Source organism: Azospirillum sp. A23 (genome assembly GCF_042938965.1).
GTDB lineage: Bacteria > Pseudomonadota > Alphaproteobacteria > Azospirillales > Azospirillaceae > Azospirillum > Azospirillum melinis.
In genome coordinates, this window is the sequence record NZ_CP170667.1 from 366,715 (window position 1) to 388,079 (window position 21,365).

General features: G+C 68.3%; 19 protein-coding genes. 12 read left to right on the top strand and 7 right to left on the bottom strand.

What is annotated here, in order from left to right:
• Positions 1 to 165: 165 nt before the first annotated feature.
• Positions 166 to 3,282 carry a PAS domain-containing protein gene (locus ABNQ40_RS19070; protein ID WP_109047989.1) on the top strand — a complete coding sequence of 1,039 codons (3,117 nt, stop codon included), beginning with the start codon at positions 166 to 168 and terminating at the stop codon, positions 3,280 to 3,282.
• Between the two features lie 84 nt (positions 3,283 to 3,366).
• On the opposite strand, the gene acnA is transcribed toward ABNQ40_RS19070, so the two are convergent.
• Positions 3,367 to 6,057, bottom strand: a complete 2,691-nt coding sequence (gene acnA, locus ABNQ40_RS19075) for an aconitate hydratase AcnA (protein WP_109047988.1) — start codon at positions 6,055 to 6,057, stop codon at positions 3,367 to 3,369.
• A 409-nt stretch (positions 6,058 to 6,466) separates the two neighbouring features.
• Between acnA and lepB the strand changes: the two genes are divergently transcribed.
• Positions 6,467 to 7,177, top strand: a complete 711-nt coding sequence (lepB, locus tag ABNQ40_RS19080) for a signal peptidase I (protein WP_247879572.1) — start codon at positions 6,467 to 6,469, stop codon at positions 7,175 to 7,177.
• 34 nt (positions 7,178 to 7,211) lie between these two features.
• Here lepB and ABNQ40_RS19085 read toward each other — a convergent pair whose 3' ends face one another.
• Positions 7,212 to 8,255, bottom strand: coding sequence for a cyclopropane-fatty-acyl-phospholipid synthase family protein (locus ABNQ40_RS19085; RefSeq protein WP_247879571.1), 1,044 nt, complete (start codon positions 8,253 to 8,255; stop codon positions 7,212 to 7,214).
• A 262-nt stretch (positions 8,256 to 8,517) separates the two neighbouring features.
• Here ABNQ40_RS19085 and ABNQ40_RS19090 point away from each other — a divergent pair, with 262 nt between their 5' ends.
• From ABNQ40_RS19090 to ABNQ40_RS19105, 4 genes are all read left to right on the top strand, one after another.
• The gene (locus ABNQ40_RS19090; protein ID WP_109047986.1) at positions 8,518 to 9,120 is read left to right on the top strand and encodes an NUDIX hydrolase; all 603 of its coding nucleotides are present in this window, start codon (positions 8,518 to 8,520) and stop codon (positions 9,118 to 9,120) included.
• Positions 9,121 to 9,158: 38 nt separating this feature from the next.
• On the top strand, positions 9,159 to 9,788 hold the full coding sequence (locus tag ABNQ40_RS19095; protein ID WP_109047985.1) for a 3'-5' exonuclease: 630 nt from the start codon (positions 9,159 to 9,161) through the stop codon (positions 9,786 to 9,788).
• Between the two features lie 132 nt (positions 9,789 to 9,920).
• Entirely contained in the window at positions 9,921 to 10,205 is a 285-nt protein-coding gene (locus ABNQ40_RS19100) for a YciI family protein (protein ID WP_109047984.1), read from the top strand.
• A 17-nt stretch (positions 10,206 to 10,222) separates the two neighbouring features.
• Positions 10,223 to 10,642 carry an EVE domain-containing protein gene (locus ABNQ40_RS19105; protein WP_109047983.1) on the top strand — a complete coding sequence of 140 codons (420 nt, stop codon included), beginning with the start codon at positions 10,223 to 10,225 and terminating at the stop codon, positions 10,640 to 10,642.
• Between the two features lie 44 nt (positions 10,643 to 10,686).
• Here ABNQ40_RS19105 and ABNQ40_RS19110 read toward each other — a convergent pair whose 3' ends face one another.
• Positions 10,687 to 10,911 carry a hypothetical protein gene (locus ABNQ40_RS19110; protein ID WP_109047982.1) on the bottom strand — a complete coding sequence of 75 codons (225 nt, stop codon included), beginning with the start codon at positions 10,909 to 10,911 and terminating at the stop codon, positions 10,687 to 10,689.
• A gap of 414 nt (positions 10,912 to 11,325) precedes the next feature.
• On the opposite strand from ABNQ40_RS19110, the gene acs reads away from it, so the two are divergent.
• Positions 11,326 to 13,266, top strand: coding sequence for an acetate--CoA ligase (acs, locus tag ABNQ40_RS19115; protein WP_109047981.1), 1,941 nt, complete (start codon positions 11,326 to 11,328; stop codon positions 13,264 to 13,266).
• An 87-nt stretch (positions 13,267 to 13,353) separates the two neighbouring features.
• Here the strand turns inward: acs and ABNQ40_RS19120 are convergent, their stop codons facing one another.
• The 3 genes from ABNQ40_RS19120 to ABNQ40_RS19130 form a co-directional block, all read right to left on the bottom strand.
• Positions 13,354 to 13,848, bottom strand: a complete 495-nt coding sequence (locus ABNQ40_RS19120) for a hypothetical protein (RefSeq protein ID WP_109047980.1) — start codon at positions 13,846 to 13,848, stop codon at positions 13,354 to 13,356.
• On the bottom strand, positions 13,845 to 14,384 hold the full coding sequence (locus ABNQ40_RS19125) for a hypothetical protein (RefSeq protein ID WP_109047979.1): 540 nt from the start codon (positions 14,382 to 14,384) through the stop codon (positions 13,845 to 13,847). Before ABNQ40_RS19125 ends, ABNQ40_RS19120 begins: the two co-directional genes overlap by 4 nt.
• A 156-nt stretch (positions 14,385 to 14,540) precedes the next feature.
• Positions 14,541 to 15,578 (bottom strand): DctP family TRAP transporter solute-binding subunit, encoded by a 1,038-nt coding sequence (locus tag ABNQ40_RS19130; RefSeq protein WP_109047978.1) that lies wholly within the window; start codon positions 15,576 to 15,578, stop codon positions 14,541 to 14,543.
• A gap of 53 nt (positions 15,579 to 15,631) precedes the next feature.
• On the opposite strand from ABNQ40_RS19130, the gene ABNQ40_RS19135 reads away from it, so the two are divergent.
• The 5 genes from ABNQ40_RS19135 (at position 15,632) to ABNQ40_RS19155 (ending at position 19,741) form a co-directional block, all read left to right on the top strand.
• Positions 15,632 to 16,339 carry an OmpA family protein gene (locus ABNQ40_RS19135; RefSeq protein WP_109047977.1) on the top strand — a complete coding sequence of 236 codons (708 nt, stop codon included), beginning with the start codon at positions 15,632 to 15,634 and terminating at the stop codon, positions 16,337 to 16,339.
• A 109-nt stretch (positions 16,340 to 16,448) separates the two neighbouring features.
• Positions 16,449 to 16,928, top strand: coding sequence for a cupin domain-containing protein (locus ABNQ40_RS19140; protein ID WP_109047976.1), 480 nt, complete (start codon positions 16,449 to 16,451; stop codon positions 16,926 to 16,928).
• A gap of 94 nt (positions 16,929 to 17,022) precedes the next feature.
• A complete protein-coding gene (gene lpxD, locus ABNQ40_RS19145; protein ID WP_109047975.1) occupies positions 17,023 to 18,153 on the top strand; it encodes a UDP-3-O-(3-hydroxymyristoyl)glucosamine N-acyltransferase in 1,131 nt (376 codons plus the stop codon).
• Between the two features lie 51 nt (positions 18,154 to 18,204).
• Positions 18,205 to 18,981: an RNA methyltransferase gene (locus ABNQ40_RS19150; protein WP_109047974.1), complete on the top strand. Its 777-nt coding sequence runs from the start codon at positions 18,205 to 18,207 to the stop codon at positions 18,979 to 18,981.
• Positions 18,982 to 19,009: 28 nt separating this feature from the next.
• Positions 19,010 to 19,741, top strand: a complete 732-nt coding sequence (locus tag ABNQ40_RS19155) for a LytTR family DNA-binding domain-containing protein (protein WP_109047973.1) — start codon at positions 19,010 to 19,012, stop codon at positions 19,739 to 19,741.
• Here the strand turns inward: ABNQ40_RS19155 and ABNQ40_RS19160 are convergent.
• On the bottom strand, positions 19,730 to 21,214 hold the full coding sequence (locus tag ABNQ40_RS19160) for a hypothetical protein (RefSeq protein WP_109047972.1): 1,485 nt from the start codon (positions 21,212 to 21,214) through the stop codon (positions 19,730 to 19,732). The two genes, ABNQ40_RS19155 and ABNQ40_RS19160, sit on opposite strands and share 12 nt — an antisense overlap.
• Positions 21,215 to 21,365: the final 151 nt, after the last annotated feature.

Below are 21,365 nucleotides of genomic sequence, written 5' to 3' on the forward strand. Positions count from 1 at the left end.
GGGAGAGGATAACAGCCCTTCGATCGGGTTCTCCCCTCTGTTCCGGCTCATTCTTTTCTAAATTAACCGCCGCTTAACCATAAGTGCGTTAGCGATAGGCATGCCGCAGGGTGGCGCATCCATCGTTCCATCCGGACGGCTTTGCGGAGGAGCCTCGTCTACGCCATGACCCTTCTGGCACGCCTCTTCATCCTGGTCCTGCTCGCGGTCCTGCCGGCGATCGGCATCCAGATCTACAGCGTGCTCGAACAGCGGGCGGAGCGCGAAGGCGAGGTGACACTCCAGGCCGAACGGCTTCTCCGGCAGGTCGAAAGCGAGCATTTCCGTCTCATCGACAGCGCCCGCCTGATGGTCACCGCGGTGACCGAGGCGCGCTTCCTGCGCCGGGGCGAGGCCGACAGCTGCCAGACCTATCTGGAGCGGCTGGCGACCCGTTCCGCCGACTACCGCACCCTGTCGATCACCGATACCGAGGGGCGCATCCTGTGCAGCGCCGATCCGTCGCGCATCGGTGCCTCGCTGAGCGTCCAGCCGCATTTCCGCCGGGCGATGGCGCAGGGCCGTTTCGCCGTCGGCGAATGGACGATCACCCATTCCGGCGCCGACGGCGGCGAACTGCCGGTCGCCGCTCCCTATTCGGACAGCGATGGCCGGCGGGCCGGCGTGGTCGCCCTGTCGCTCGACGTCCCGCGCCTGACCGCCCTCTTCGCCTCCCGTCCGATGCCGGACAACACCACCCTGACCGTCGCCGACCGCTCCGGCACCATCCTGGTGAAGCTGCCGGGCACCCAGGGCCGCGCCGGCGAACGGCTGCCGGACAGCTATCTGGGGCTTCTGTCGGAACGGGAAGCCGGCGTGACCATGCTGCCCGGACTGGACGGCGTGTCGCGCATCCTCGCCTTCTCCCCGCCGTCCGCCGGCATCCGCGACCTGTTCATCAGCGTCGGCGTCGACCGTGGCGCCGCCATGGGCGCGGTCGACCGCGCCACCCGGGACGGGTTGCTGATGACGCTGTCCGGCTTCCTGGTCGCCGCCGCCGCCGCCTGGATCGGCGGCACCCTGTTCATCCGCCGCCCGGTCGATGCACTGGTTTCCGCCGCCCGCGACTGGAGCGAGGGCAAGACCGCCACGCGGGTCAAGCTGTCCGACCGCTCGTCGGAGATCGGTCAGCTCGGCTACGCCTTCGACATGATGGCTGAACGTCTGGAAGCGCGCGAAGCGGCGCTGCGCCAGTCCGAAAGCCACATCCGCGCCGTGCTGGACGCGCTGCCGGCCTATGTCGGCGTGCTGACGCCGGACGGGGCGGTGGCCCAGGTCAACCGCGCTGCCGCCGATGCCGCCGGGTTGCCGCCCGCCCGCATCGTCGGCCGCCCCTTCGACGAGATCTGCTGGCTGTCCTTCGACGAGGCCGGGCGGGAGCGGCTGCGGCAGGCGCTGGCGCTGGGCGCCGGCGGACGGTCCTCCCGCTTCGATGCCGGGCTGCGCGTCGCCACCGGGCGGGACACCGCTCCGCGGGAGATGACGGTGGACGTCAACCTGACCCCGATGGTCGATGCCGACGGGCATGTCACCCATCTGATCGCCACTGGCATCGACATCACCGAGCGCAAGCGCACCGAGGAGGCGCTGCGCGTCGCCGAGGAGCGTGTGCGCACCGGCCTGCGCAATTCCGGCGTGGTGGTGCTCAACCAGGATCGCGACCTGCGCTACACCTGGGCGCATTCGGAATGGCTCGGCTTCTCTCCCGACGCGCTGATCGGCCGTATCGACGCCGACCTGTGCAGCCAGCGCGAGGATGCCGACGGCATGATGGCGCTGAAGCGTCGGGTGATGGAGAGCGGCGTCGGCGCGCGGGAAGAGGTGCGCATCCGCTGCAAGGGCGAGGACCGCTTCTTCGACCTGACCATCGACCCGCTGCTCGATCCCTCCGGCCGCGTGGAGGGCGTCACCTGCGCCGCCGTCGAGGTTACCGACCGCAAGCAGGCCGAGGCCGAGCTGCATCGTGCGCGGGAGGAGGCCGATCAGGCCAACGACGGCAAGTCCAAGTTCCTCGCCGCCGCCAGCCATGACCTGCGCCAGCCGGTGCAGTCGCTCTATCTCTTCACCGCGGCGTTGAGCGACCGGTTGCAGGGCCATGCGGCGCTGCCGATCCTCGACAACATCCGCCAGGGGCTGGACACGCTGAAGAGCCTGCTGGACGGTCTCCTCGATATGTCGCGGCTGGAATCCGGCAAGATCGTCGCCACGCCGGTCGAGGTGCGGCTGAACCAGATGCTCGGCCGGCTGGTCGCCGAATACGGTCCGCGCGCCGCCCAGAAAGGGCTGGAACTGCGTGCCGTGCCGACCCGCGCCTGGGTCCGCACCGATCCGGCCCATCTGGAGCGCATCCTGCGCAACCTCGTGGAAAACGCGCTGCGCTACACCACCAGGGGCAAGGTGCTGTTGGGTTGCCGCCGGACGCCGTCCGGCATGCGGGTGGAGGTGTGGGACACCGGCGCCGGCATCCCCGCCGACCGGCTGGAGGACATCTTCGAGGAATTCACCCAGCTGGGCGAGCGCAGCGAACGCGGCCTCGGCCTGGGGTTGGCCATCGTCAAGCGGCTGTCGCGGCTGCTCGGCCATCCGGTGACGGTGCGCTCGTGGGAGGGCAAGGGGTCGGTCTTCGCGGTCGAGCTGCCGCGGGTGATCCTGGGCAACCCGCGTCCGGCCAGCGGCACCGCCGCCGCCGCCGCGACGCTCGCGCGCCGGTCCGTCGCCAACGATGCCGCTGCGGCCAACGACCGCGGACAGGCGATCAGCGCCATTGCCAACGCTTTTGGCGGCGGGCGGAGCGCAGGCGGGACGACCAAGACGATTGCCGCGCCGGCTGCGGTTGCAACTGGCGTCGGAGCCGCCAAGGGCATGGTTGCCGCCAAGGGCATGGTGCTGGTGATCGACGACGAGGCGATCATCCTGCTCGGCCTCAAGGCGATCCTGGAGGGCTGGGGCTATGACGTGCTGACCGCCAAGTCGGGCGATCAGGCGCTGGAACGGCTGCGCGCCGATGGCCGCTGCCCGCAGATCGTGCTGGCCGACTACCAGCTCCAGCAGGGCCGCACCGGTCCGGAGGCGGTGTGCGCCGTCCAGACCATGCTGGGTCAGTCGGTTCCCGGCATCATCCTGACCGGCGACACCAGCTCCGAGCGCCAGGAGGAGGCCGAGCGCCGCGGCTTCCGCATCCTGCACAAGCCGGTCTTCCCCAACGACCTCCGCCGCATGATGGCGAGCGCCGGGGCGGCGTGAGGCGCCGGCTTCGGTTGCGCCGACACGAAAAAGGGCCGCTCCCCACCGGGAAGCGGCCCTTGTCCCATCCGAACTCCGGCAGCCTTACTTCGCCAGATTGCGCAGCACGAAGTTCAGCACGCCGCCATTCCGGTAATACTCCACCTCGTCCAGCGTATCGATGCGCAGCAGCAGCGGGTGGGTCTCCACCGTGCCGTCGGCGCGGGTCAGGGTCAGGGTGACGTCCTTGCGTGGGCGCAGATCCTGTTCAATGCCGGCGATGTCGAAGCGTTCCGACCCGTCCAGCTTCAGGTCGTTGCGGGTCAGGCCGTCCTTGAACTGCAAGGGCAGGATGCCCATCCCGACGAGGTTGGAGCGGTGGATGCGCTCGAAGCTCTCGGCGATCACCGCACGGATGCCGAGCAGGCGGGTGCCCTTCGCCGCCCAGTCGCGGCTCGATCCCGTGCCGTATTCCTTGCCGGCGACCACCACCAGCGGCACGCCTTCGTCGGCGTAGCGCATGGCGGCGGTGTAGATCGGCAGCCGTTCGCCCGACGGGTAATGCCTGGTCTCGCCGCCCTCCACGCCGGGGATCAGTTCGTTGCGGATGCGGATGTTGGCGAAGGTGCCGCGCATCATGACTTCATGGTTGCCGCGGCGGGCGCCGTAGCTGTTGAAGTCCTGCGGACGGACCTGATAGCTCAGCAGATACTCGCCGGCCGGGCTGGTCTTCTTGATCGAGCCGGCGGGGGAGATGTGGTCGGTGGTGATGGAATCGCCCAGCACCGCCAGCGCCCGCGCGCCGCGCACGTCCGACACCGGGTCCGGCGTCTTGGTCAGGCCGGTGAAGAAGGGCGGCAGCTTCACATAGGTGGAGCCGTCCTGCCACTGGTAGGTCTGGCCCTCCGCCGTGGCGATGGCCTGCCACTGTTCCGGCCCCTTGAACACGTCGGAATAGCGGCTGCGGAACATCTCGGCGGTCAGCGAGGCGTCGATGGCGTCCTGCACCTCGCGGTTGCTCGGCCAGACGTCCTTCAGATAGACCGGCTGGCCGTCGGTTCCGGTGCCCAGCGGATCGGTGGTCAGGTCGATGTTCAGATTGCCGGCCAGCGCATAGGCGACGCAGAGCGGCGGCGAGGCGAGGTAGTTGGCGCGGGTGTGCGGGTTGACGCGGCCTTCGAAGTTGCGGTTGCCCGACAGCACGGCGCCGACCACGAGGTTGCCGTCCTCCACCGCCGCGGCGATGGCGTCGGGCAGCGGGCCGGAATTGCCGATGCAGGTGGTGCAGCCATAGCCGACGATGTTGAAGCCGATGCGGTCGAGGTAAGGCTGCAGCCCGGCCTTGGCGAGATAGTCGGTGACCACCTGGGAGCCCGGCGCCAGCGAGGTCTTGACCCACGGCTTTTGCTTCAGCCCCTTTTCGACCGCCTTTTTGGCCAGCAGGCCGGCGGCGATCAGCACCGCCGGGTTGGAGGTGTTGGTGCAGGAGGTGATGGCGGCGATGACGACGGCGCCCTGTTCCAAGCTGTAGTCGGCGCCCTTCACCGCAACAGCCTTCCTGGGATCGTCGGCCTTGTAGGCCTCGGTCATGTCCCTGGCGAAGCCCTGCGCCACCGCCGACAGCGGCACGCGGTCCTGCGGGCGCTTCGGACCGGCCAGCGACGGCTCCACCGTGCCCATGTCCAGTTCGAGCACGTCGGTGAAGACCGGGTCGGGGCTGTTCGGCTCGCGCCACATGCCCTGGGCCTTGGCATAGGCTTCGACCAGCGCCACGCGGTCGGGGTCACGCCCGGTGAAGGTCAGGTAGCGGATGGTCTCGGCGTCGATGGGGAAGATGCCGCAGGTGGCGCCGTATTCCGGCGCCATGTTGCCGATGGTGGCGCGGTCGGGCAGCGTCATGCTGTCCAGGCCCGGCCCGAAGAACTCCACGAACTTGCCGACCACGCCCTTCCTGCGCAGCATCTGGGTGACGGTCAGCACCAGATCGGTGGCGGTCATGCCCTCCTTCAGCCGGCCGGTCAGCTTGAAGCCGACGACCTCCGGGATCAGCATGGAGATCGGCTGGCCCAGCATCGCGGCTTCCGCCTCGATGCCGCCGACGCCCCAGCCCAGCACGGACAGGCCGTTGACCATGGTGGTGTGACTGTCGGTGCCGACCAGCGTGTCGGGATAGGCCACCGGCTTGCCCGACGGGTCGCCGTCGGTCCACACGACCTGCGCGAGATATTCGGTGTTGACCTGATGACAGATGCCGGTGCCCGGCGGCACCACGCGGAAGTTGTCGAAGGCCTTCTGGCCCCAACGCAGGAACTCGTAGCGTTCCAGGTTGCGCTCGAACTCCAGATCGACGTTCTTCTGGAAGGCGTCGGCGCCGCCGAAGTAATCGACCATCACCGAATGGTCGATGACCAGATCGACCGGCACCAGCGGGTTGATCTTGGTCGGGTCGCCGCCCAGCGACGCCATTGCCTCGCGCATCGCCGCCAGATCGCAGACCGCCGGCACGCCGGTGAAGTCCTGCATCAGCACGCGGGCCGGGCGATAGGCGATTTCACGGTCGGAGCGTTTGTCGACCAGCCATTGGGCCACCGCCTTCACGTCGTCGACGGAGACGGTGCGCCCATCCTCGAACCGCAGCAGGTTTTCCAGCAGCACCTTCATCGAGAACGGCAGCCGCGACAGATCGCCGAGACCCGCCTCCTCGGCGGCCTTCAGGCTGAAATAGTCGTAGCTCTTGCCGCCCGCGCTGAGCGAGCGGCGGGTCTTGAGCGAATCTTGACCGGTGAAGGTGGTCACGGGAAAGACTCCTTGGCTTCTGTGGCTTTTGGACCCGGCAGTCCGGATCGTGGCTTTCGGTTCGGGCGGGCACCGGGACGGATGCCTGGGGGAAGATGCTTCTCGTCGGATGGACTGGAAGGCCGCCGGACAGGACGCGCCATACAGCCAAGATGTAGGGCGCGAGGCCGGTCTATCAACGCACCGGATGACCCCTGCCGCAAGACGAGGTGGAAGTCCAATCCACTGGGCAGGACTTGGCGTGCGTCTGGATACTGGAAACGATTACGGTGCAGTGGTCCATACATTACAAAGTTTTATGCTGTCCGGAATTGCATATGGCTTTCAGCGAGGGTCCGGCCCGGCTAGTCTAACGGCGATGACCCTGGCACGGAGGCGGGCGGTGACGGAAAAAGGCGGTCTTTGGGATATGGTCCGCACAGTCACGGTCGCGGGGCTGCTGGCGCTTGGGGCCCGCTCGGTGGTGGCGCAGCCCTTCCACGTCCCGTCGGGATCGATGGAGCCGACGCTGGAGGTCGGCGATTTCCTGTTCGCCAGCAAGTTTCCCTACGGATACAGCCGCTATTCCTTCCCGCTCGACGCGCTTCCCATCGCCGGGCGGGTGCTGGGCCATGCGCCGGAGCGTGGCGACATCGTCGTCTTCCGTCTGCCGCGCGACCCGGAGCAGGTCTATGTGAAGCGGCTCGTCGGGCTGCCGGGCGACGTGGTGCAGATGCGGGACGGCGTTCTGCATGTGAACGGCCAGCCGGCGGCGCTGGAGCGCCTGGAGGATTTCGTCGAGACAGGAACCGACGGTGCCCGCCGGACCATCCCGCAATATGTGGAGCATCTGCCGGGTGGTCCGACGCACCGGGTCCTGCATGTGGCCGGGCGCGATGGCCTGGACGATACCCCGTCGCTTCGGGTGCCGGATGGCCATTACTTCATGTTGGGTGACAACCGCAGCAATTCTCTGGACAGCCGGGTTGCGGCAACGGCCGGCGGCGTCGGCTTCGTTCCCGCCGAAAACCTCATCGGCCGGGCCGACCTGCGGCATTTCTCCGTCGATCCGTCCGCGCTGGACGAACCGGCCCACTGGCCGGCGGCCCTGCGGCTAGACCGCATCGGGCTGATCCGCTGAGCTGCCCTCACGCCATCCTATGGCGCGGGCTTCGTCAGGTGGGCTTCATCGCCACGTAGCGGACGAAACGCAACCCGCTGCCCAGCACCCGCAACCGTGCCCACCACAGTGCCAGTTCGCGCTTCAGCGCGGCCAGCACCGGTGCCGGCGGCGCGGCGGCAGCCAACGTGTCGGCCAGCTTGCGCACGCGGTCGATGATGTGGCGGCGGTGCAGCTGGGTCAGATCCTCCGAAATGCGGAGGTCGAGGTTGCGCTGGGTCAGTTCGTCGGCCATGCGGGTGGCGGTCCAGGGATAGACCTCCATCGGCTCCTCCTCCCGCCAGCCGTTCCAGCTGTCCCAGGAGCCGGGGGTGCCGTCGATCACATAGTCGTACAGGGCGATGCCGCCCTTGGGTTTCACGCAGTCGCCGAGCCGGTCGAGGAACAGGTCCTTGTCGCGCACACGGTGGAGGATGCGGTCGGCCATCACGAGGTCGAAGCTGCCGGCCTGGTTGAAATGCTCCGGGTCGTAATGGGCGATGGGTGCCTTCTTCGACAGGCCCAGCGCCTTCGACCGGTCCATCGCCAGCTTCGCCAGCAGCGGCGACGACTCCAGCCCGGTCACCCAGGTGTCGCAGCTTTGCACCAGCGCGCGGGCAGTGCCGCCCAGGCCGGCCGACAGGTCCAGCACGCTCTTGGCCGGGTTCAGCCCGAAGGACCGGACGGAATCGACCATCCACGCCGCTTCCTCCGGCCCGGTCATGTCCTGGCCCCACAGAAGCTGCGCCCCCTCGCTGCGCGCCGGCGACCAGACCGGCTCGCCGTGACGGTCGAGTTGCATCAACGCCAGCCGGTCCAGTTCCGGGTTGCCGGTGGGCGGGGCCGGCAGCGCGCTTGCGCCCGACGGCGCTGGAGGTGTGGCGCTGCCGACCGCATCGACCGGGCCGGGCTGCCGGCGGCCCGCCAGAGCGCGTGGGTCGGCCCGGTTCGAAATGCGGGGCAGGCGGGACAGGTCGTAACCCTCCCACCACGCAGCCAAACGGATGCGCCAGTCGGGGTTACGCCACCTCTCCAAATCCTGCGGACTGATCTGCGGCACCACGCATCTGCCCTTTCCAGGTCAAGCGGCGAATCACCGATCTACCACTTTTGGGTATAGTCACGACATTCGGTACCGTGATTTAGAAGTAGGTTGGCCTGATTTGTCTGTCAAGAAACCATTATTTAACGATTTCGACTTCGTTTTCGCCAATTGTCGGTAAATTTTACCGGTTTTTGTCTGTCCACCCGCTCTGTGCGGCCATTGCGGCAACCGGGGCGCCTCCCTATACTCCCGTCGCAACCGACGAAGGGGGCTTCGCGTGCCGATCGAAACCGGTGAGTCCACCGGCAATCCCTGGACCGTGCTGACCAGCACGACGAAATATGAGAATGCCTGGATGGAGGTGGTCGAACACAAGGTTCTGACCCCGAAAGGCTCTCCCGGCATCTACGGCGTCGTTCATCCCCGCAGTCTTGCCACCGGCGTGGTGCCGGTCCATGCCGACGGCACGGTGACCCTGGTCGGCCAGTACCGCTTCCCGTTGAAGCAGTACAGCTGGGAAATCCCCGAGGGCGGCGGGCGCAAGGGCGTCGAGCCGCAGGAATCCGCCGCGCGCGAGCTGCGCGAGGAAACCGGCCTGACGGCGCGGCGCTGGATGCCGCTGATGACGCTGCACCTGTCCAACTGCATCACCGACGAGGTGGCCCACACCTTCGTCGCCTGGGATATGGAGCAGGGCGAGTCCGCCCCCGACGAGACCGAGGTGCTGGCACTGCGCCGCGTGCCCTTCGCCGAGGTGATCGACATGGTGCTGGCCGGCGCCATCACCGACGCCATGGCGGTGGCCAGCCTGCTGAAGCTGCGGGTGCTGGCGGCGGAAGACGCGCTGCCCGAGGATCTCGCCGGCATTCTCCGCCTCTGACCTGCCGGCGATTTGAACCGCCAACAAATCGGACCTCAATGACCGTCATTTCCGGCCATGCCGTCGCCATCGATTTCGAAACCGCCAACGAGACCCGCACCAGCGCCTGCTCCATCGGCGTCGCCTGGATCGAGAACGGCCGCGTGACCGGGACGGAAGAGCATCTGATCCGCCCGCGCGAACCGCGCTTCAACCCCTTCAACAGCGCTATCCACGGCATCCGGGAAGAGGACGTGGCCGACGCGCCCGAATTCCCGGAGGTGTGGGCGGCCCTCCGGGAGCGGGTGCAAGGCCGGCTGATCCTGGCCCACAACGCCGCCTTCGACGTCAGCGTGCTGCGCCATACCCTGACCGACTATGGGCTGGACTGGCCGGCCTGCGACTATCTCTGCACCGTCATGATGGCGCGCCGGGCCTGGCCGACCCTGACCGGACACCGCCTGAACCATCTGGCCGATTTCCTGGGGATCGCGCTTCACCACCACCATGCCGGCAGCGACGCCGAGGCCTGCGGTCGCATCGCGTTGGCCGCGGCGCTGGAGATGGGGCTGGGCGGCTTCGGCGAGGTCGGGCGCACCGGCATCAGCCTGGGCCGCATCGCCCCCGGCGGCTATTCCCCCTGCAAGGGCGGCAAGGCGCCGCCGCGCCGCCCGCGCGTGGTGGCGTGAAGCGTCAGCCGGCGCTTTCCCCCGGCTTCCCCTGTGTTCAAATTTTTGCGATCGGCTTTACGCTTCAAATCGATTCCGATTTTTCGCGATCCGATCTAGGCTCCCGCTCCACCGTGTGAAGGAGCGAACCGCATGCTGTTCATGTTCCATTGCGTCGACAAGGCGGGTGCCGCCGATGTCCGCGCCGCCAACCGTACCGAGCATCTGGCCTATCTGGAAGCCAATGCCGCCAACATCTTCGCCGCCGGCCCGCTGCTGTCGGACGACCAGAGCGGCATGGTCGGCAGCCTGCTGATCGTCGAGTGCGCCGATGCCGCCGCCGCGCAGGCGTTCGCCGACAGCGATCCCTATGCCAAGGCCGGCCTGTTCGACAGCGTGACGATCCGGCCCTGGCGCCGCGTCTACCCCAAGGCCTGAGCGGGAGAGCGCTGGCGATGGCCTACTGGCTGGTGAAATCCGAGCCGTTCAAATATTCCTGGGACCGCATGGTCGCCGATGGCCGGACCCATTGGGACGGGGTGCGCAATTACCAGGCGTCCAACAATCTGAAGGCGATGGAGGTCGGCGACCGCGCCTTCTTCTATCATTCCAACGAAGGGCTGGAGATCGTCGGCATCGTCGAGATCGTCCGCACCTATTACCCGGACCCCAGCGACGAGTCCGGCCGCTTCGGCATGGTCGACGTGGCTCCGGTGATGCCGGTGAAGACGCCCGTCACGCTGAAGCAGATCAAGGCCGATCCGGAACTTCAGTCGATGGCGCTGGTGCGTCAGTCGCGGCTGTCGGTCTGCCCGGTCACCGACGACGAGTGGGCGCGGGTGTGCGATCTGGCAGGGGTCGGCGTGCCGGCCTGAGGGGCCGAGCGGGGCGAAAACGGCCCCGCTCTTCACTGAAAACCCTACTCCGCCGCTTCCTGCATCGCCGCGTGGAAGTCGTTGGTTGCCTGCAGCATGCGGCGGGCGATGTCCGCCATGCCGGCGGCCGAGACGGCGTCGAGGGGGCCGCCGAGCGTGCGCAGCGTGGCGTCTATGGCCATCAGGCTGGTGCGGTCGGCCATTCCGACGAGGCGGTCGCTGCGGTCGCCGGCTTTCGGAAGATCGTCCGCGTTCGTGGTGCTGGGCATTGCGATCCTTGCCGCCGCTGATCGTTACCGTAATGCAGCAACTCTATAGCTGCTGGCGGGTTAAGGTCGGGTTAAGCAAGGGATCGTCCGTTACAGGACGGACATCCCCGCACGCTGCCCCGCATGCTGCGCCGCGGCGCGGCGGATGGTCGCGGAGCCGGACCGCTGCCCTTCCGGCCCGGTTGGCGGCGCGGTCACGGAGGCCTTGGCATGCCTCGGTATGCTTGGGGAAGAAACAGTCTCGCGCTGCAAAATCAGCGACACAATCCTCCTTTGGTCGGGGGGCCTGCGGGGGCCGATTTGCTTGTTCGTCCCGCAACTTGTGTGGATAATGCCGCTCAATTCCGGGCGGCGGCCCGCCGCCCTCCAATCATCTTCCGGCCAATTCGGAAGCACCACGGGGGAATCGCACTCATGACCGACAACAGCTTCTTTCCGGTGAAGCCCGAGATCGCGGCCGCCGCCCACGTGAATGCGGAAGCCTACGCCCGCATGTACGAGCAGTCGGTCAAGGACCCCGAGGCGTTCTGGGGCGAGCAGGGCAAGCGGCTCGACTGGATCCAGCCATACAGCAAGGTGAAGGACGTCAACTTCAACGACGATGTCCATATCCGCTGGTTCTACGACGGCACGCTGAACGTGTCGGCCAACTGCATCGACCGCCATCTGGCGACCCGCGGCGACCAGACCGCGATCCTGTTCGAAGGCGACGACCCCGGCGTTTCCAAGGCCATCACCTACAAGGAACTGCACGAGAAGGTCTGCCGTCTCGCCAACGTGCTGAAGAAGAACGGCGTCAAGAAGGGCGACCGCGTCACCATCTATCTGCCGATGATCCCGGAGGCCGCCTATGCGATGCTGGCCTGCACTCGCATCGGCGCCATCCACTCCATCGTCTTCGGCGGCTTCTCGCCCGACAGCCTGAAGGACCGCATCGTCGACTGCGACAGCCATTTCGTCATCACCTCCGACGAGGGTCTGCGCGGTGGCCGCAAGGTGCCGCTGAAGGCCAACGCCGACAAGGCGGTGGCCGGCGCGCCGACGGTCAAGCATGTGCTGGTGGTCAAGCACACCGGCGGCAACGTCGCCTGGACCGAGGGGCGCGACCTCTGGTACCACGAGGAGATGGAGAGCGTCTCCGCCGATTGCCCGCCGGAGGAGATGAACGCCGAGGATCCGCTGTTCATCCTCTACACTTCCGGCTCGACCGGCAAGCCGAAGGGCGTGCTGCACACCACCGGCGGCTATCTCGTCTATGCGTCGATGACCCACCAGTATGTCTTCGACTACAAGGACGGCGAGGTCTACTGGTGCACGGCCGACGTGGGCTGGGTCACCGGCCACAGCTACATCGTCTATGGCCCGCTCGCCAACGGCGCCACCACGCTGATGTTCGAAGGCATCCCGACCTACCCGGATGTCTCGCGCTTCTGGCAGGTCATCGACAAGCACAAGGTCAACATCTTCTACACCGCCCCGACCGCCATCCGCTCGCTGATGCGTGAAGGCGAGGGCCCGGTGAAGAAGACCTCGCGCGCCAGCCTGCGCGTGCTGGGTTCGGTCGGCGAGCCCATCAATCCGGAAGCGTGGCTGTGGTACTACAATGTGGTCGGCGACGCCCGCTGCCCGATCGTCGACACCTGGTGGCAGACGGAGACCGGCGGCATCCTGATCAGCCCGCTGGTCGGCGCCATCGGCCAGAAGCCGGGCTCCGCGACCAAGCCCTTCTTCGGCGTCCAGCCGGTCGTCGTCGACAACGAAGGCCAGATTCTGGACGGCGAGACCGAGGGCAACCTCTGCATCGCCGATGCCTGGCCCGGCATGATGCGCACGGTCTACGGCGACCACGAGCGCTTCATCCAGACCTATTTCTCGACCTTCGCCGGCAAGTACTTCACCGGTGACGGCTGCCGCCGCGACGCCGACGGCTATTACTGGATCACCGGCCGCGTCGACGACGTCATCAACGTGTCCGGCCACCGCATGGGCACCGCCGAGGTCGAAAGCGCGCTGGTCGCCCACCCGAAGGTCGCCGAGGCCGCGGTCGTCGGCTATCCGCACGACCTGAAGGGCCAGGGCATCTACGCCTATGTCACTCTGAACGCCGGCGAGACGCCGACCGAGGAGCTGCGCAAGGAGCTGGTCGCCTGGGTCCGCAAGGAGATCGGCCCGATCGCCTCGCCCGACCTGATCCAGTGGGCCCCCGGCCTGCCGAAGACCCGTTCGGGCAAGATCATGCGCCGCATCCTGCGCAAGATCGCCGCGAACGAGCATGACAGCCTGGGCGATACCTCGACGCTCGCCGATCCGGGCGTGGTGACCGACCTGATCGACAACCGCATGAACAACGCCTGACGGCAGGTTCATGGGAAAGGGGCGCTCCGGTGGGGCGCCCCTTTTTCTTTGTCGTGTCAGGTCCTTGCCCCAACGGCACGACCATCCTCAACGCTCCGGCAGCACCAGCGGGGCGGCGGGGGAGATGGTGAAGGCAGTGGGGGAGGGGTGGCGCTCGACGATCCGCTTGCGGGCATCTTCCGCGCTTTCGGCGGCGACGGCATAGGTGCGGATGCCGGTCCAGGGGGCGGTGGTTTCCAGCGCCTCCACCGCGACATACCACAGTGGGCCGCTGGATCGGGCGACGCGGTCGACGCAATAGAACTCCATCGGCGTCAGGGCGGCATCGTCGGTGACGGCCGACTGCAGCGACAGGATCTCGCCCTCCACCTCCGCCGCCTCGCGGCGCAGGCCGGCCAGGGTTTCCTCCGCCTCCACCCGGCGGACCGAGGCGAGCTTGGCGTAGTTGGCGTAGACGTCCAGCCGCTCCTTCAGCGCGGTCAGCTTCTCCGACTGGCGGCGGGCGCGGATGCCGAGGATGCGCTCGGCCAGCACGCCGATCACCAGACTGGTGACGGCTCCCAGAACCCAGACGGGGCTCATGGTGCGGAGGCCCCGGCAACAGCGTCTTCGTCCGCCTCCTCGCTGGAGACGGTGACGCCCACGCCCTCGTGGAAGATGTTGCGGGTCAGCATCTGGGCGGCGGCAAAGTCGGAGGCCCAGACCTGCGCCTCGTTCCCGAAGCGCCAGATGGCGGGGTGGACCACCACCTTGGCATCGGGCCGGGCGGTGAAGCCCGGAGCCATCGCCAAGCGGAAGGTGAAATGGTTGCGCCCCGGCTCATGCCGGCCGATCTCGTGGATGAAGCGGCGCGCGGCGGCGGTGCGCTTGCCGCTGCGGCGGTTGAGGACCAGCTTGTCGGTCGACAACTCCACCAGCCTTGCCTTCGTCGCCTCGATTTCGGCCTGCATGGCCTCCAGCTCGTTGGCCTGGAGTTCCAGCGCGTCGCGTTCGGCGGTCAGGGCGGCGCCGCAGCGGCGGATTTCCCGGTCCGTCCGCAGGATCAGGCCGCGGCGGATGCCCAGAAACAGCAGGGTGGCGCCGATGCTGAACAGCGCCAGCAGCATTTCCGACGTCATACGCGCCCGCTCCGCAAACCATTCGGCATTGGGGGAGTTGTAGCGCAATCCGCCTGGGCACGCATCACAAGCAAGTGCCTCGCGGCCCTAAAAAAACCGGTCCTGAAAAACGGCGCCCCGCAGGGCGCCGCATCCGTCCGCCAAGCGAACTAAAGCTTATTTCCGCTCGCCGATGGCGGTCTGGGCCGCCTTCACCAGATCGGGGCCGATCTGCTTGGCCCACTTGTCGAAGACCGGCTGGGTGGCGGTCTGGAAGGCCTTCTGCTGGTCCGACGTCAGGCGTACGACTTCGACGCCCTGGGCGGTGATCTCCTTCAGCAGGCTGTCGTCCTCGGCGGTGATGCCCTTGCGGGAGATCGCGACCTCTTCGGCTGCGGCCTGGACGGCGGCGGCGCGCACGGCCTCCTGATCCTCCTTCGACCAGCTGGCCCAAACCTCCTTGTTGACCACGAAGATCAGCGGATCGGCGACGTAACCCCACAGGGTCAGGTTCTTCTGGCCCAGCGTGGCGAGCTTGGCGGCGACGAAGATCGCCAGCGGGTTCTCCTGCCCGTCGACGGCGCCGGTCGACAGCGCCGGCTGCGCGTCGGCCCAGCTCATCTGCGTCGGGTTGGCGCCGAGGGCCGTAAAGGTGTCGAGGTAGAGCGGCGAGCCGACAACGCGGATCTTCAGCCCCTTCAGGTCGGCCGGCGTGCGGATCGGGTGCTTGGAGTTGGAGATCTCGCGGAAGCCGTTCTCGCCCCAGGCCAGCGGCATCACGTCCTTGGTGGCGAGCAGATCGAACAGCTTCTTGCCGACCTCGCCCTGGGTCAGGGCATCCAGCGACTTGTGGTCGGGCATCAGGAAGGGCAGGGAGAAGAGGTTCAACTCCTTCACCTGCGGCGACCAGTTGATGGTGGAGCCGACCGCCATGTCGATGGTGCCCTGGCGGAGCGCGGTGAACTCCTTGGTCTGGTCGCCGTTCACCAGCGAGGTGCCGGGATACATCTTGATGTTGATGCGGCCGCCTGTCTTCTCCTTGACCAGTTCGGCCCAGCGGTCGCCGCCGACACCCCAGGGGAAGGGCTTGCCCAGAACGGTCGAAAGCTTGTACTCCGCCTTGTAGTCGGCAGCGTTCGCCGCACCGGCGACCAGAGCCGGAACCGTCAGCGCGGCCAGCGCGATGCCGGCGAGCAGAGCCTTCAGCGATTTCATGCTTGTTTCCTCCCAAGCGCCCTATACGAAAGATACGGACCGGGATCGTACAGATGCACGCAGGACTGTTCCACGCGCAATTTGAAGCGACCGTCCGCGGTCCGAACAATGCGGCCATGCGGCGCAGCCGCAATGCGGCCATGCGACTGGGCCTGATGCTCGGCGTTTGTGCCTGCCTGGTCCTGCCGGCGGCAGGCCTCGCCCAGGGACTGCCCGGCCCGGCGACCCCGATGGGGCCGAATCCCAGCGAGTGCGAAATCCAGGCGGCGCTGCTCGGCACCACCGGGCCCAACTGTCCCCCGGTGGCGATGCAGCGGCCGGCCGCCCCGCCGCCGGCCACATCCCCCGCCGCATCCTCTGGTCAGCGGCCGGGACCGGTGACGGTGCCGCCGCTGCCCGGACCGACCGCCATGCAGGCGCCGGAACTGCGCGCCGCCTTCCGGGTCGAGTTCGACTTCAACTCCGCCGTCATCCGGCCGGAATCGCGGGAGATCCTGGACAAGGTGGCGGCGGTGATGGGAACGGCCGGCACCACCCGCTTCCGCATCGTCGGCCACACCGACGCCGTCGGCGGCGACGCGGCCAACCTCGCTTTGTCCAAGCGGCGGGCAGCGGCGGTGGTGGAGTATCTGGTGTCTCGCCACCGCATCCACGCTGACCGGCTGGAGGCGTCCGGCATGGGCGCGCGGGAACTGCTGTTGCCCGACCAGCCGAAGGCGGCGGCCAACCGGCGGGTGGAGATCGTCAATCTGGGTGGCTGAAGTTTTTTCGGATCCGCCGGGAACCTTCGGCGGGGTGAAGTGTTGCGCAGAAGCGCTGATGGGCCTTTGGCCCTGCGCCCCTCCCTCAAACCCCCGACCGGGAGAGCCGATGCCGGATCACACCCCCATTCCCATCGACAGCCACCGCATCGCCGACGACGAGGTCGGCAAGCCGGCGGTCTTCGGCGCCATCCTGTCCGGCCAGCCGCTGGAGATTCACCGCAACATCTTCGAGGGCGACTACAGCCGCTTCCGGTCGGGGGTGTGGCAGTGCACGCCGGGCCTCGTCGCGATGAAGGACTGGCCCTATCACGAGTTCTGCGTCCTGCTGTCGGGCCGGGTGATCATCACGCCGGAGGGCGGAACCCCGCGGGAATACAAGGCCGGCGACGCGCTGGTGCTGCCGATGGGCTTCACCGGAACCTGGGAGATCCTGGAGACGGTGCGCAAATACTATGCGGTCCAGGCGCGCCAGCCGCTGCTGCGGCGGATGAAGGCGCGGGTGAAGGGCTGGCTGCGGCCCGATAAGGAGAATGGGGGCGCCAAGGGCGGGCAGGCGGCGAATGCGCAGCCCGGTACCGCGTTCTGACACCTCGCCATCCGCCGGACGCCCGTGTTAGGGTCCGCCGCGCCGTCTGCCCGGACGGCCCCCGTGCAAGACTCTGACACCGGTGCGTCCCATCATGACCCAGGCCCCCCGTACCCTCACCGAGATTGCCGAAGCGCTGGGCGCCGCTGTCGAAGGCGACGGCTCCCTCACGATCCGCCGCGCCGTCCATCCGTCGGAAGCGGAAGGGCCGGAGGATCTGGCGCTGGCGATGGACAAGGATCTGCTGGCCCTGCTGCCCGGCAGCAAGGCGGTCGCCGCCGTCGTCGCCGAAGGGGTCGAGGTGCCGGAGGGGATCAAGGGCCGCATCGTGGTGAAGCGCCCGCGCTACGCCATGGCGGGGATGCTCGACATCTTCGAACGTCCGGTCCATGCCGAGCCGGGGGTGTCGCCGCAGGCCTATGTGGCGCCCGACGCCGTGGTGGCGCCCGATGCCTCCATCGCCCCCTTCGCCTATGTCGGCCCGCGCGCCCGCATCGGCGCCGGGGTGGTCATCCTGCCGCATGTCACGGTCGGGGCCGACGCGGTGATCGGCGAGGGCAGCCTGCTGCATCCCGGTGCCCGCATCGGCGAACGGGTGGAAATGGGTGCGCGCTGCATCGTCCATCCCAACGCCGCCATCGGCAATGACGGCTTCAGCTTCGTCACGCCGGAGCCGGGCAGCGTGGAGTCCGCCAAGACCACCGGCCGCGTCGTCGGCACCAACGTGCTGATCCGTCGGGTGAACTCCATCGGCACCGTGATCATGGGCGACGATGTCGAGATCGGCGCCGGCGCCACCATCGACCGCGGCACGGTGACGGCCACCCGCATCGGCAACGGCACCAAGATCGACAACCTCGTCCAGATCGGCCACAACGTCCAGGTCGGCACCAACTGCATGCTGTGCGGCCATGTCGGTATCGCCGGCAGCACGGTGATCGGCGACCGCGTGGTTCTGGCCGGCAAGGTCGGCGTCGCCGACCACATCAAGATCGGCAGCGACGCAGTGGTCGCGGCCAATTCCGGTGTCGGCATGAACATCCCGCCGAAGTCGGTGTGGATGGGCTATCCCGCCGTGCCGCGCGCCCGCGCCTTCGAACAATACAAGGGCCTCGCCCGCCTGAAGCGCCTGTTCGCCGACGTCTCCGACCTGAAGAAGCGCCTGACCGCCATCGACGGCGGCCCGGTGACGGCCGAGGCGGAGCCGGCGGAGCAGCAGGAATAGGCCGGCGATCCGGCCGTCTTCGCCCTTCATCGTTCAACCACAATCGTTCCCATGACCTCCGGCCAGAACCCCACCCGTGAATCGATCCTTGGCGGCCCGGCCGTCATCCTGGTGCAGCCGCAGCTCGGCGAGAACATCGGCGCCTGCGCGCGTGCGATGCTGAATTGCGGGCTGACCGATCTCCGGCTCGTCAAGCCGCGGGACGGCTGGCCGAACCCGAAGGCGAATGCCGCCGCGTCGGGGGCCGACCTCGTCATCGACAATGCGAAGATCTTCGAGACGACGGCCGAGGCGGTCGCCGATCTGGAGTCGGTCTTCGCCACCACGGTGCGCACCCGCGACATGATCCAGCGCTTCGTCACCCCGCGCGTCGCGGCCGGCGAGATGCGGGAGCGCTATGCCGCCGGCCAGAAGGTCGGCGTGATGTTCGGGCCGGAGCGCACCGGGCTGTTCAACGACGACCTGACCCTTGCCCAGACGCTGGTGACGGTGCCGCTGAACCCGGCCTTCTCCTCGCTCAACTTGGCCCAGGCGGTGCTGCTGATCGGCTACGAGTGGTTCCAGGCCGGCGACCGCACGCCCGACCGCTTCCTGCACACCGGCCAGACCCGCCCGGCGACGATGGCGGAGCGGGTGAACTTCTTCGAACGGCTGGAGGCGTCGCTGGACCGTACCGGCTTCTTCACCAGCGAGGCGAAACGCCCCTCGATGATCCGCACCCTGCGCAACGCCTTCGAGCGGATGGAGATGACCGAGCAGGAGGTGCGCACCCTCCACGGCGTCGTCACCGCCCTGGTCGAGGGCGACAAGCGGAAAGGCGGGAGTTAAGCCGCAAGCACCGCTATAGTGGGCGTCCATGGACTATGCGTTGCAGAACATGGATGTCGGGCTGGTGCTGCTGGACAGCGCGCGGCGGGTGCTGGCCCTGAACCCGGCGGCGGTGCGGCTGCTGGGCGACCGCGCGGCCAGGCTGGTCGGCGCCTATCTGCACGACCTGCACCCTCCCTCCCACCGCGCCAAGGTGGAACTGCTGATGGCCGCCGCCACCGATCCCGCCGCCCCGGCATCGGCCTGTTCGATGATGGTGGCGTTGCCCGGCCGGGTGCTGGTGGTGAAGGCGACCGCGCTGGCGCTTGCCACCGCGGCGGGAGAGAGTGGCGCGGTCACCGCCCTGATGCTGATGGAGGCGGCGCGGCCATCAGCCGCCGATGCGCAGATCCCGCCATCTCAAGCTCCCGCATTGCAGGTGCCTGAACCGCTGGTCAAGCTGCCGGTGGAGAAGGGGCAGGGGATCGTGCTGCTCGACCCGGCCGATGCCGTCTATCTCCAGGCCGACGGCCATTACACCACTGTCCACACCGCCGACGGCGCCTTCTTCTGCGGCCTTCCCCTGTCGGAACTGGAGGCGCGGCTCGACGCCCGGTCCTTCGTGCGCACCCATCGCGGCTACATCGTCAACCTGCGCCATGCCCGCGCGGTGGAGCGGCAGGACGGCCGCGCCGCCTTCGTCATGGCCGCTCCCGGCGCCCCCCGCGTGCCGGTCAGCCGCAACCGGGCCGAGGCGCTGAAGAAACGGCTAGCGCTGTAGCCGCTGCTCCGTCTGCCGCGCCAGCGCAGGCCAATCGCGACCGGGCGAGGCCCAGTTCGGTTCGCCATGGGTGGCGTGGCCCGGCAGCGGGCAGGCCAGGAAGCGGCCGGCCGCTCCCAGCGTGTAGTGCAGGCAATAGTCGATGGACCGCCGTTCGATGCGGAAGCGATCCCAGACGGCGCTGTCCTCGCGCAGCGTCGACAGCCGGCAGGCCCAAGTCATGGTGGTGCTGGCGGTGAATTTCCAATGGCTGAGCGGCCGGCGCAGCACGCAGGTTTCCTCGCCGCCGGCCGCGATCACCCCATGCAGGCCGGTGGCAGCGGGGTCGGCGTACTTGTCGGCATGGTCGTACAGCGTCACGTAATCGGCGATCTGGAGACCCTCCGCCAGCAGGGCGCGGGCGCCCGGCAGATGCAGATAGTCGTCCTCCAGGAAATAGACGATGGCGTCACGGTCATGCTGGCGGTCGGACAGGTCGGCCAGAGCCAGCGCCTTGGCATGCAGGAAGGAGCCGTGATGGCCCAGGGCCGTGCGCTGGACTACACCGGGGCGGAGGCAGCCGGCCTGGGCCAGCATCGCCTCCACCCGCTCCACCGTATCGTCCCTGCAATTGTCGGCGATCACCCGCAGCTCGTCGGCGGCCGGACGGAAGACGTCGAGGAAATTGGCCAGACAGGCGAAGGGGCCGGCGATCTTCTCCTTGGGGTTCCCGCGGTCGCTCAGCCGGTAATAGATCCGCAGCCGGCCGGGAGCGGGCGGAAACCGCCGCCAGTCATGAAGCCGCCACTGGGCCCCACCGCTTGCGATCTGCCGGCGGTGCAGCGCCAAGGCCAGATCGCAGAAGCCGTCCTCATGGTCCGGCTCGACTGCCAGCAGCCGGGACAGCCAGCCCACCGATGCCTCCGCCGGGCCATAACGCAGGGCCGCGACACCGGCATTGCGCAGGGCGGCGGCATCGCCGGGGGCGAGGGCGAGGGCGTTGCGGAAGGCCTGCACGGCCGTGGCTCCGTCCTCCTGCTGCAAGGCCAGCGCGCCGAGCTCGGCATGGAGGTCGGAGCGCAGCGGATGCCGGGCGGCGGCTTCGCGGAGGGCATCGACGGCGCCCGTCCGGTCGCCGGCCTGCCGGCGGGCGGCGGCCAGACGGCGCCACGGCGTGGGATCGGCCGGGGTCAGCAATGCGGTGCGGCGCAGCCAGACCATCGCCGCCCCGGTGTCGCCGCCGGCCTTCGTCATGGCGGCGAGGTTGGCGGCATATTCGGCGCGGGCCGGGTCGCAGGCGCAGGCACGGCATTGGCGCGCGACCGCATCCGCCGCGCCGCCGGCCCCCTGCTGGAAGCGGACGATGGCGGAGAGCTGCCAGGCGTCGCCGGTCTCCGGCTCCCGGTCGAGAATCGCGGCGCAGGCATCGTAGGCCTCCTGCCGGCGCCCTTCGCGGAAATGCCCGGCCGCCACCACTAAGTCATGGACCGCCATATCCCGCCCCAATCGCCCGCCGGTTGCATCCGTGGCGCGAGAGTGGTCCGTGGACCGGGTCGTGGTCAAGCCTCGGCGACGGTTCCGTTCATGCAGCGATCCCGCCATTCGCGCAGGCCGGATACCGCTGGTGCAGGGCCGCTTGATCGCA

Excerpts from the sequence above, each read along its gene's own strand:
- ABNQ40_RS19150 (WP_109047974.1), top strand. The coding sequence starts at position 18,205 with ATGACCTCCGGCCAGAACCCCACCCGTGAATCGATCCTTGGCGGCCCG.
- ABNQ40_RS19140 (WP_109047976.1), top strand. The coding sequence starts at position 16,449 with ATGCCGGATCACACCCCCATTCCCATCGACAGCCACCGCATCGCCGAC.
- acs (WP_109047981.1), top strand. The coding sequence starts at position 11,326 with ATGACCGACAACAGCTTCTTTCCGGTGAAGCCCGAGATCGCGGCCGCC.
- ABNQ40_RS19105 (WP_109047983.1), top strand. The coding sequence starts at position 10,223 with ATGGCCTACTGGCTGGTGAAATCCGAGCCGTTCAAATATTCCTGGGAC.
- ABNQ40_RS19070 (WP_109047989.1), top strand. The coding sequence starts at position 166 with ATGACCCTTCTGGCACGCCTCTTCATCCTGGTCCTGCTCGCGGTCCTG.
- lepB (WP_247879572.1), top strand. The coding sequence starts at position 6,467 with ATGGTCCGCACAGTCACGGTCGCGGGGCTGCTGGCGCTTGGGGCCCGC.
- ABNQ40_RS19110 (WP_109047982.1), bottom strand. The coding sequence starts at position 10,911 with ATGCCCAGCACCACGAACGCGGACGATCTTCCGAAAGCCGGCGACCGC.
- ABNQ40_RS19120 (WP_109047980.1), bottom strand. The coding sequence starts at position 13,848 with ATGAGCCCCGTCTGGGTTCTGGGAGCCGTCACCAGTCTGGTGATCGGC.
- ABNQ40_RS19130 (WP_109047978.1), bottom strand. The coding sequence starts at position 15,578 with ATGAAATCGCTGAAGGCTCTGCTCGCCGGCATCGCGCTGGCCGCGCTG.
- ABNQ40_RS19160 (WP_109047972.1), bottom strand. The coding sequence starts at position 21,214 with ATGGCGGTCCATGACTTAGTGGTGGCGGCCGGGCATTTCCGCGAAGGG.
- ABNQ40_RS19095 (WP_109047985.1), top strand. The coding sequence starts at position 9,159 with ATGACCGTCATTTCCGGCCATGCCGTCGCCATCGATTTCGAAACCGCC.
- lpxD (WP_109047975.1), top strand. The coding sequence starts at position 17,023 with ATGACCCAGGCCCCCCGTACCCTCACCGAGATTGCCGAAGCGCTGGGC.
- ABNQ40_RS19125 (WP_109047979.1), bottom strand. The coding sequence starts at position 14,384 with ATGACGTCGGAAATGCTGCTGGCGCTGTTCAGCATCGGCGCCACCCTG.
- ABNQ40_RS19135 (WP_109047977.1), top strand. The coding sequence starts at position 15,632 with ATGCACGCAGGACTGTTCCACGCGCAATTTGAAGCGACCGTCCGCGGT.
- ABNQ40_RS19100 (WP_109047984.1), top strand. The coding sequence starts at position 9,921 with ATGCTGTTCATGTTCCATTGCGTCGACAAGGCGGGTGCCGCCGATGTC.
- ABNQ40_RS19155 (WP_109047973.1), top strand. The coding sequence starts at position 19,010 with ATGGACTATGCGTTGCAGAACATGGATGTCGGGCTGGTGCTGCTGGAC.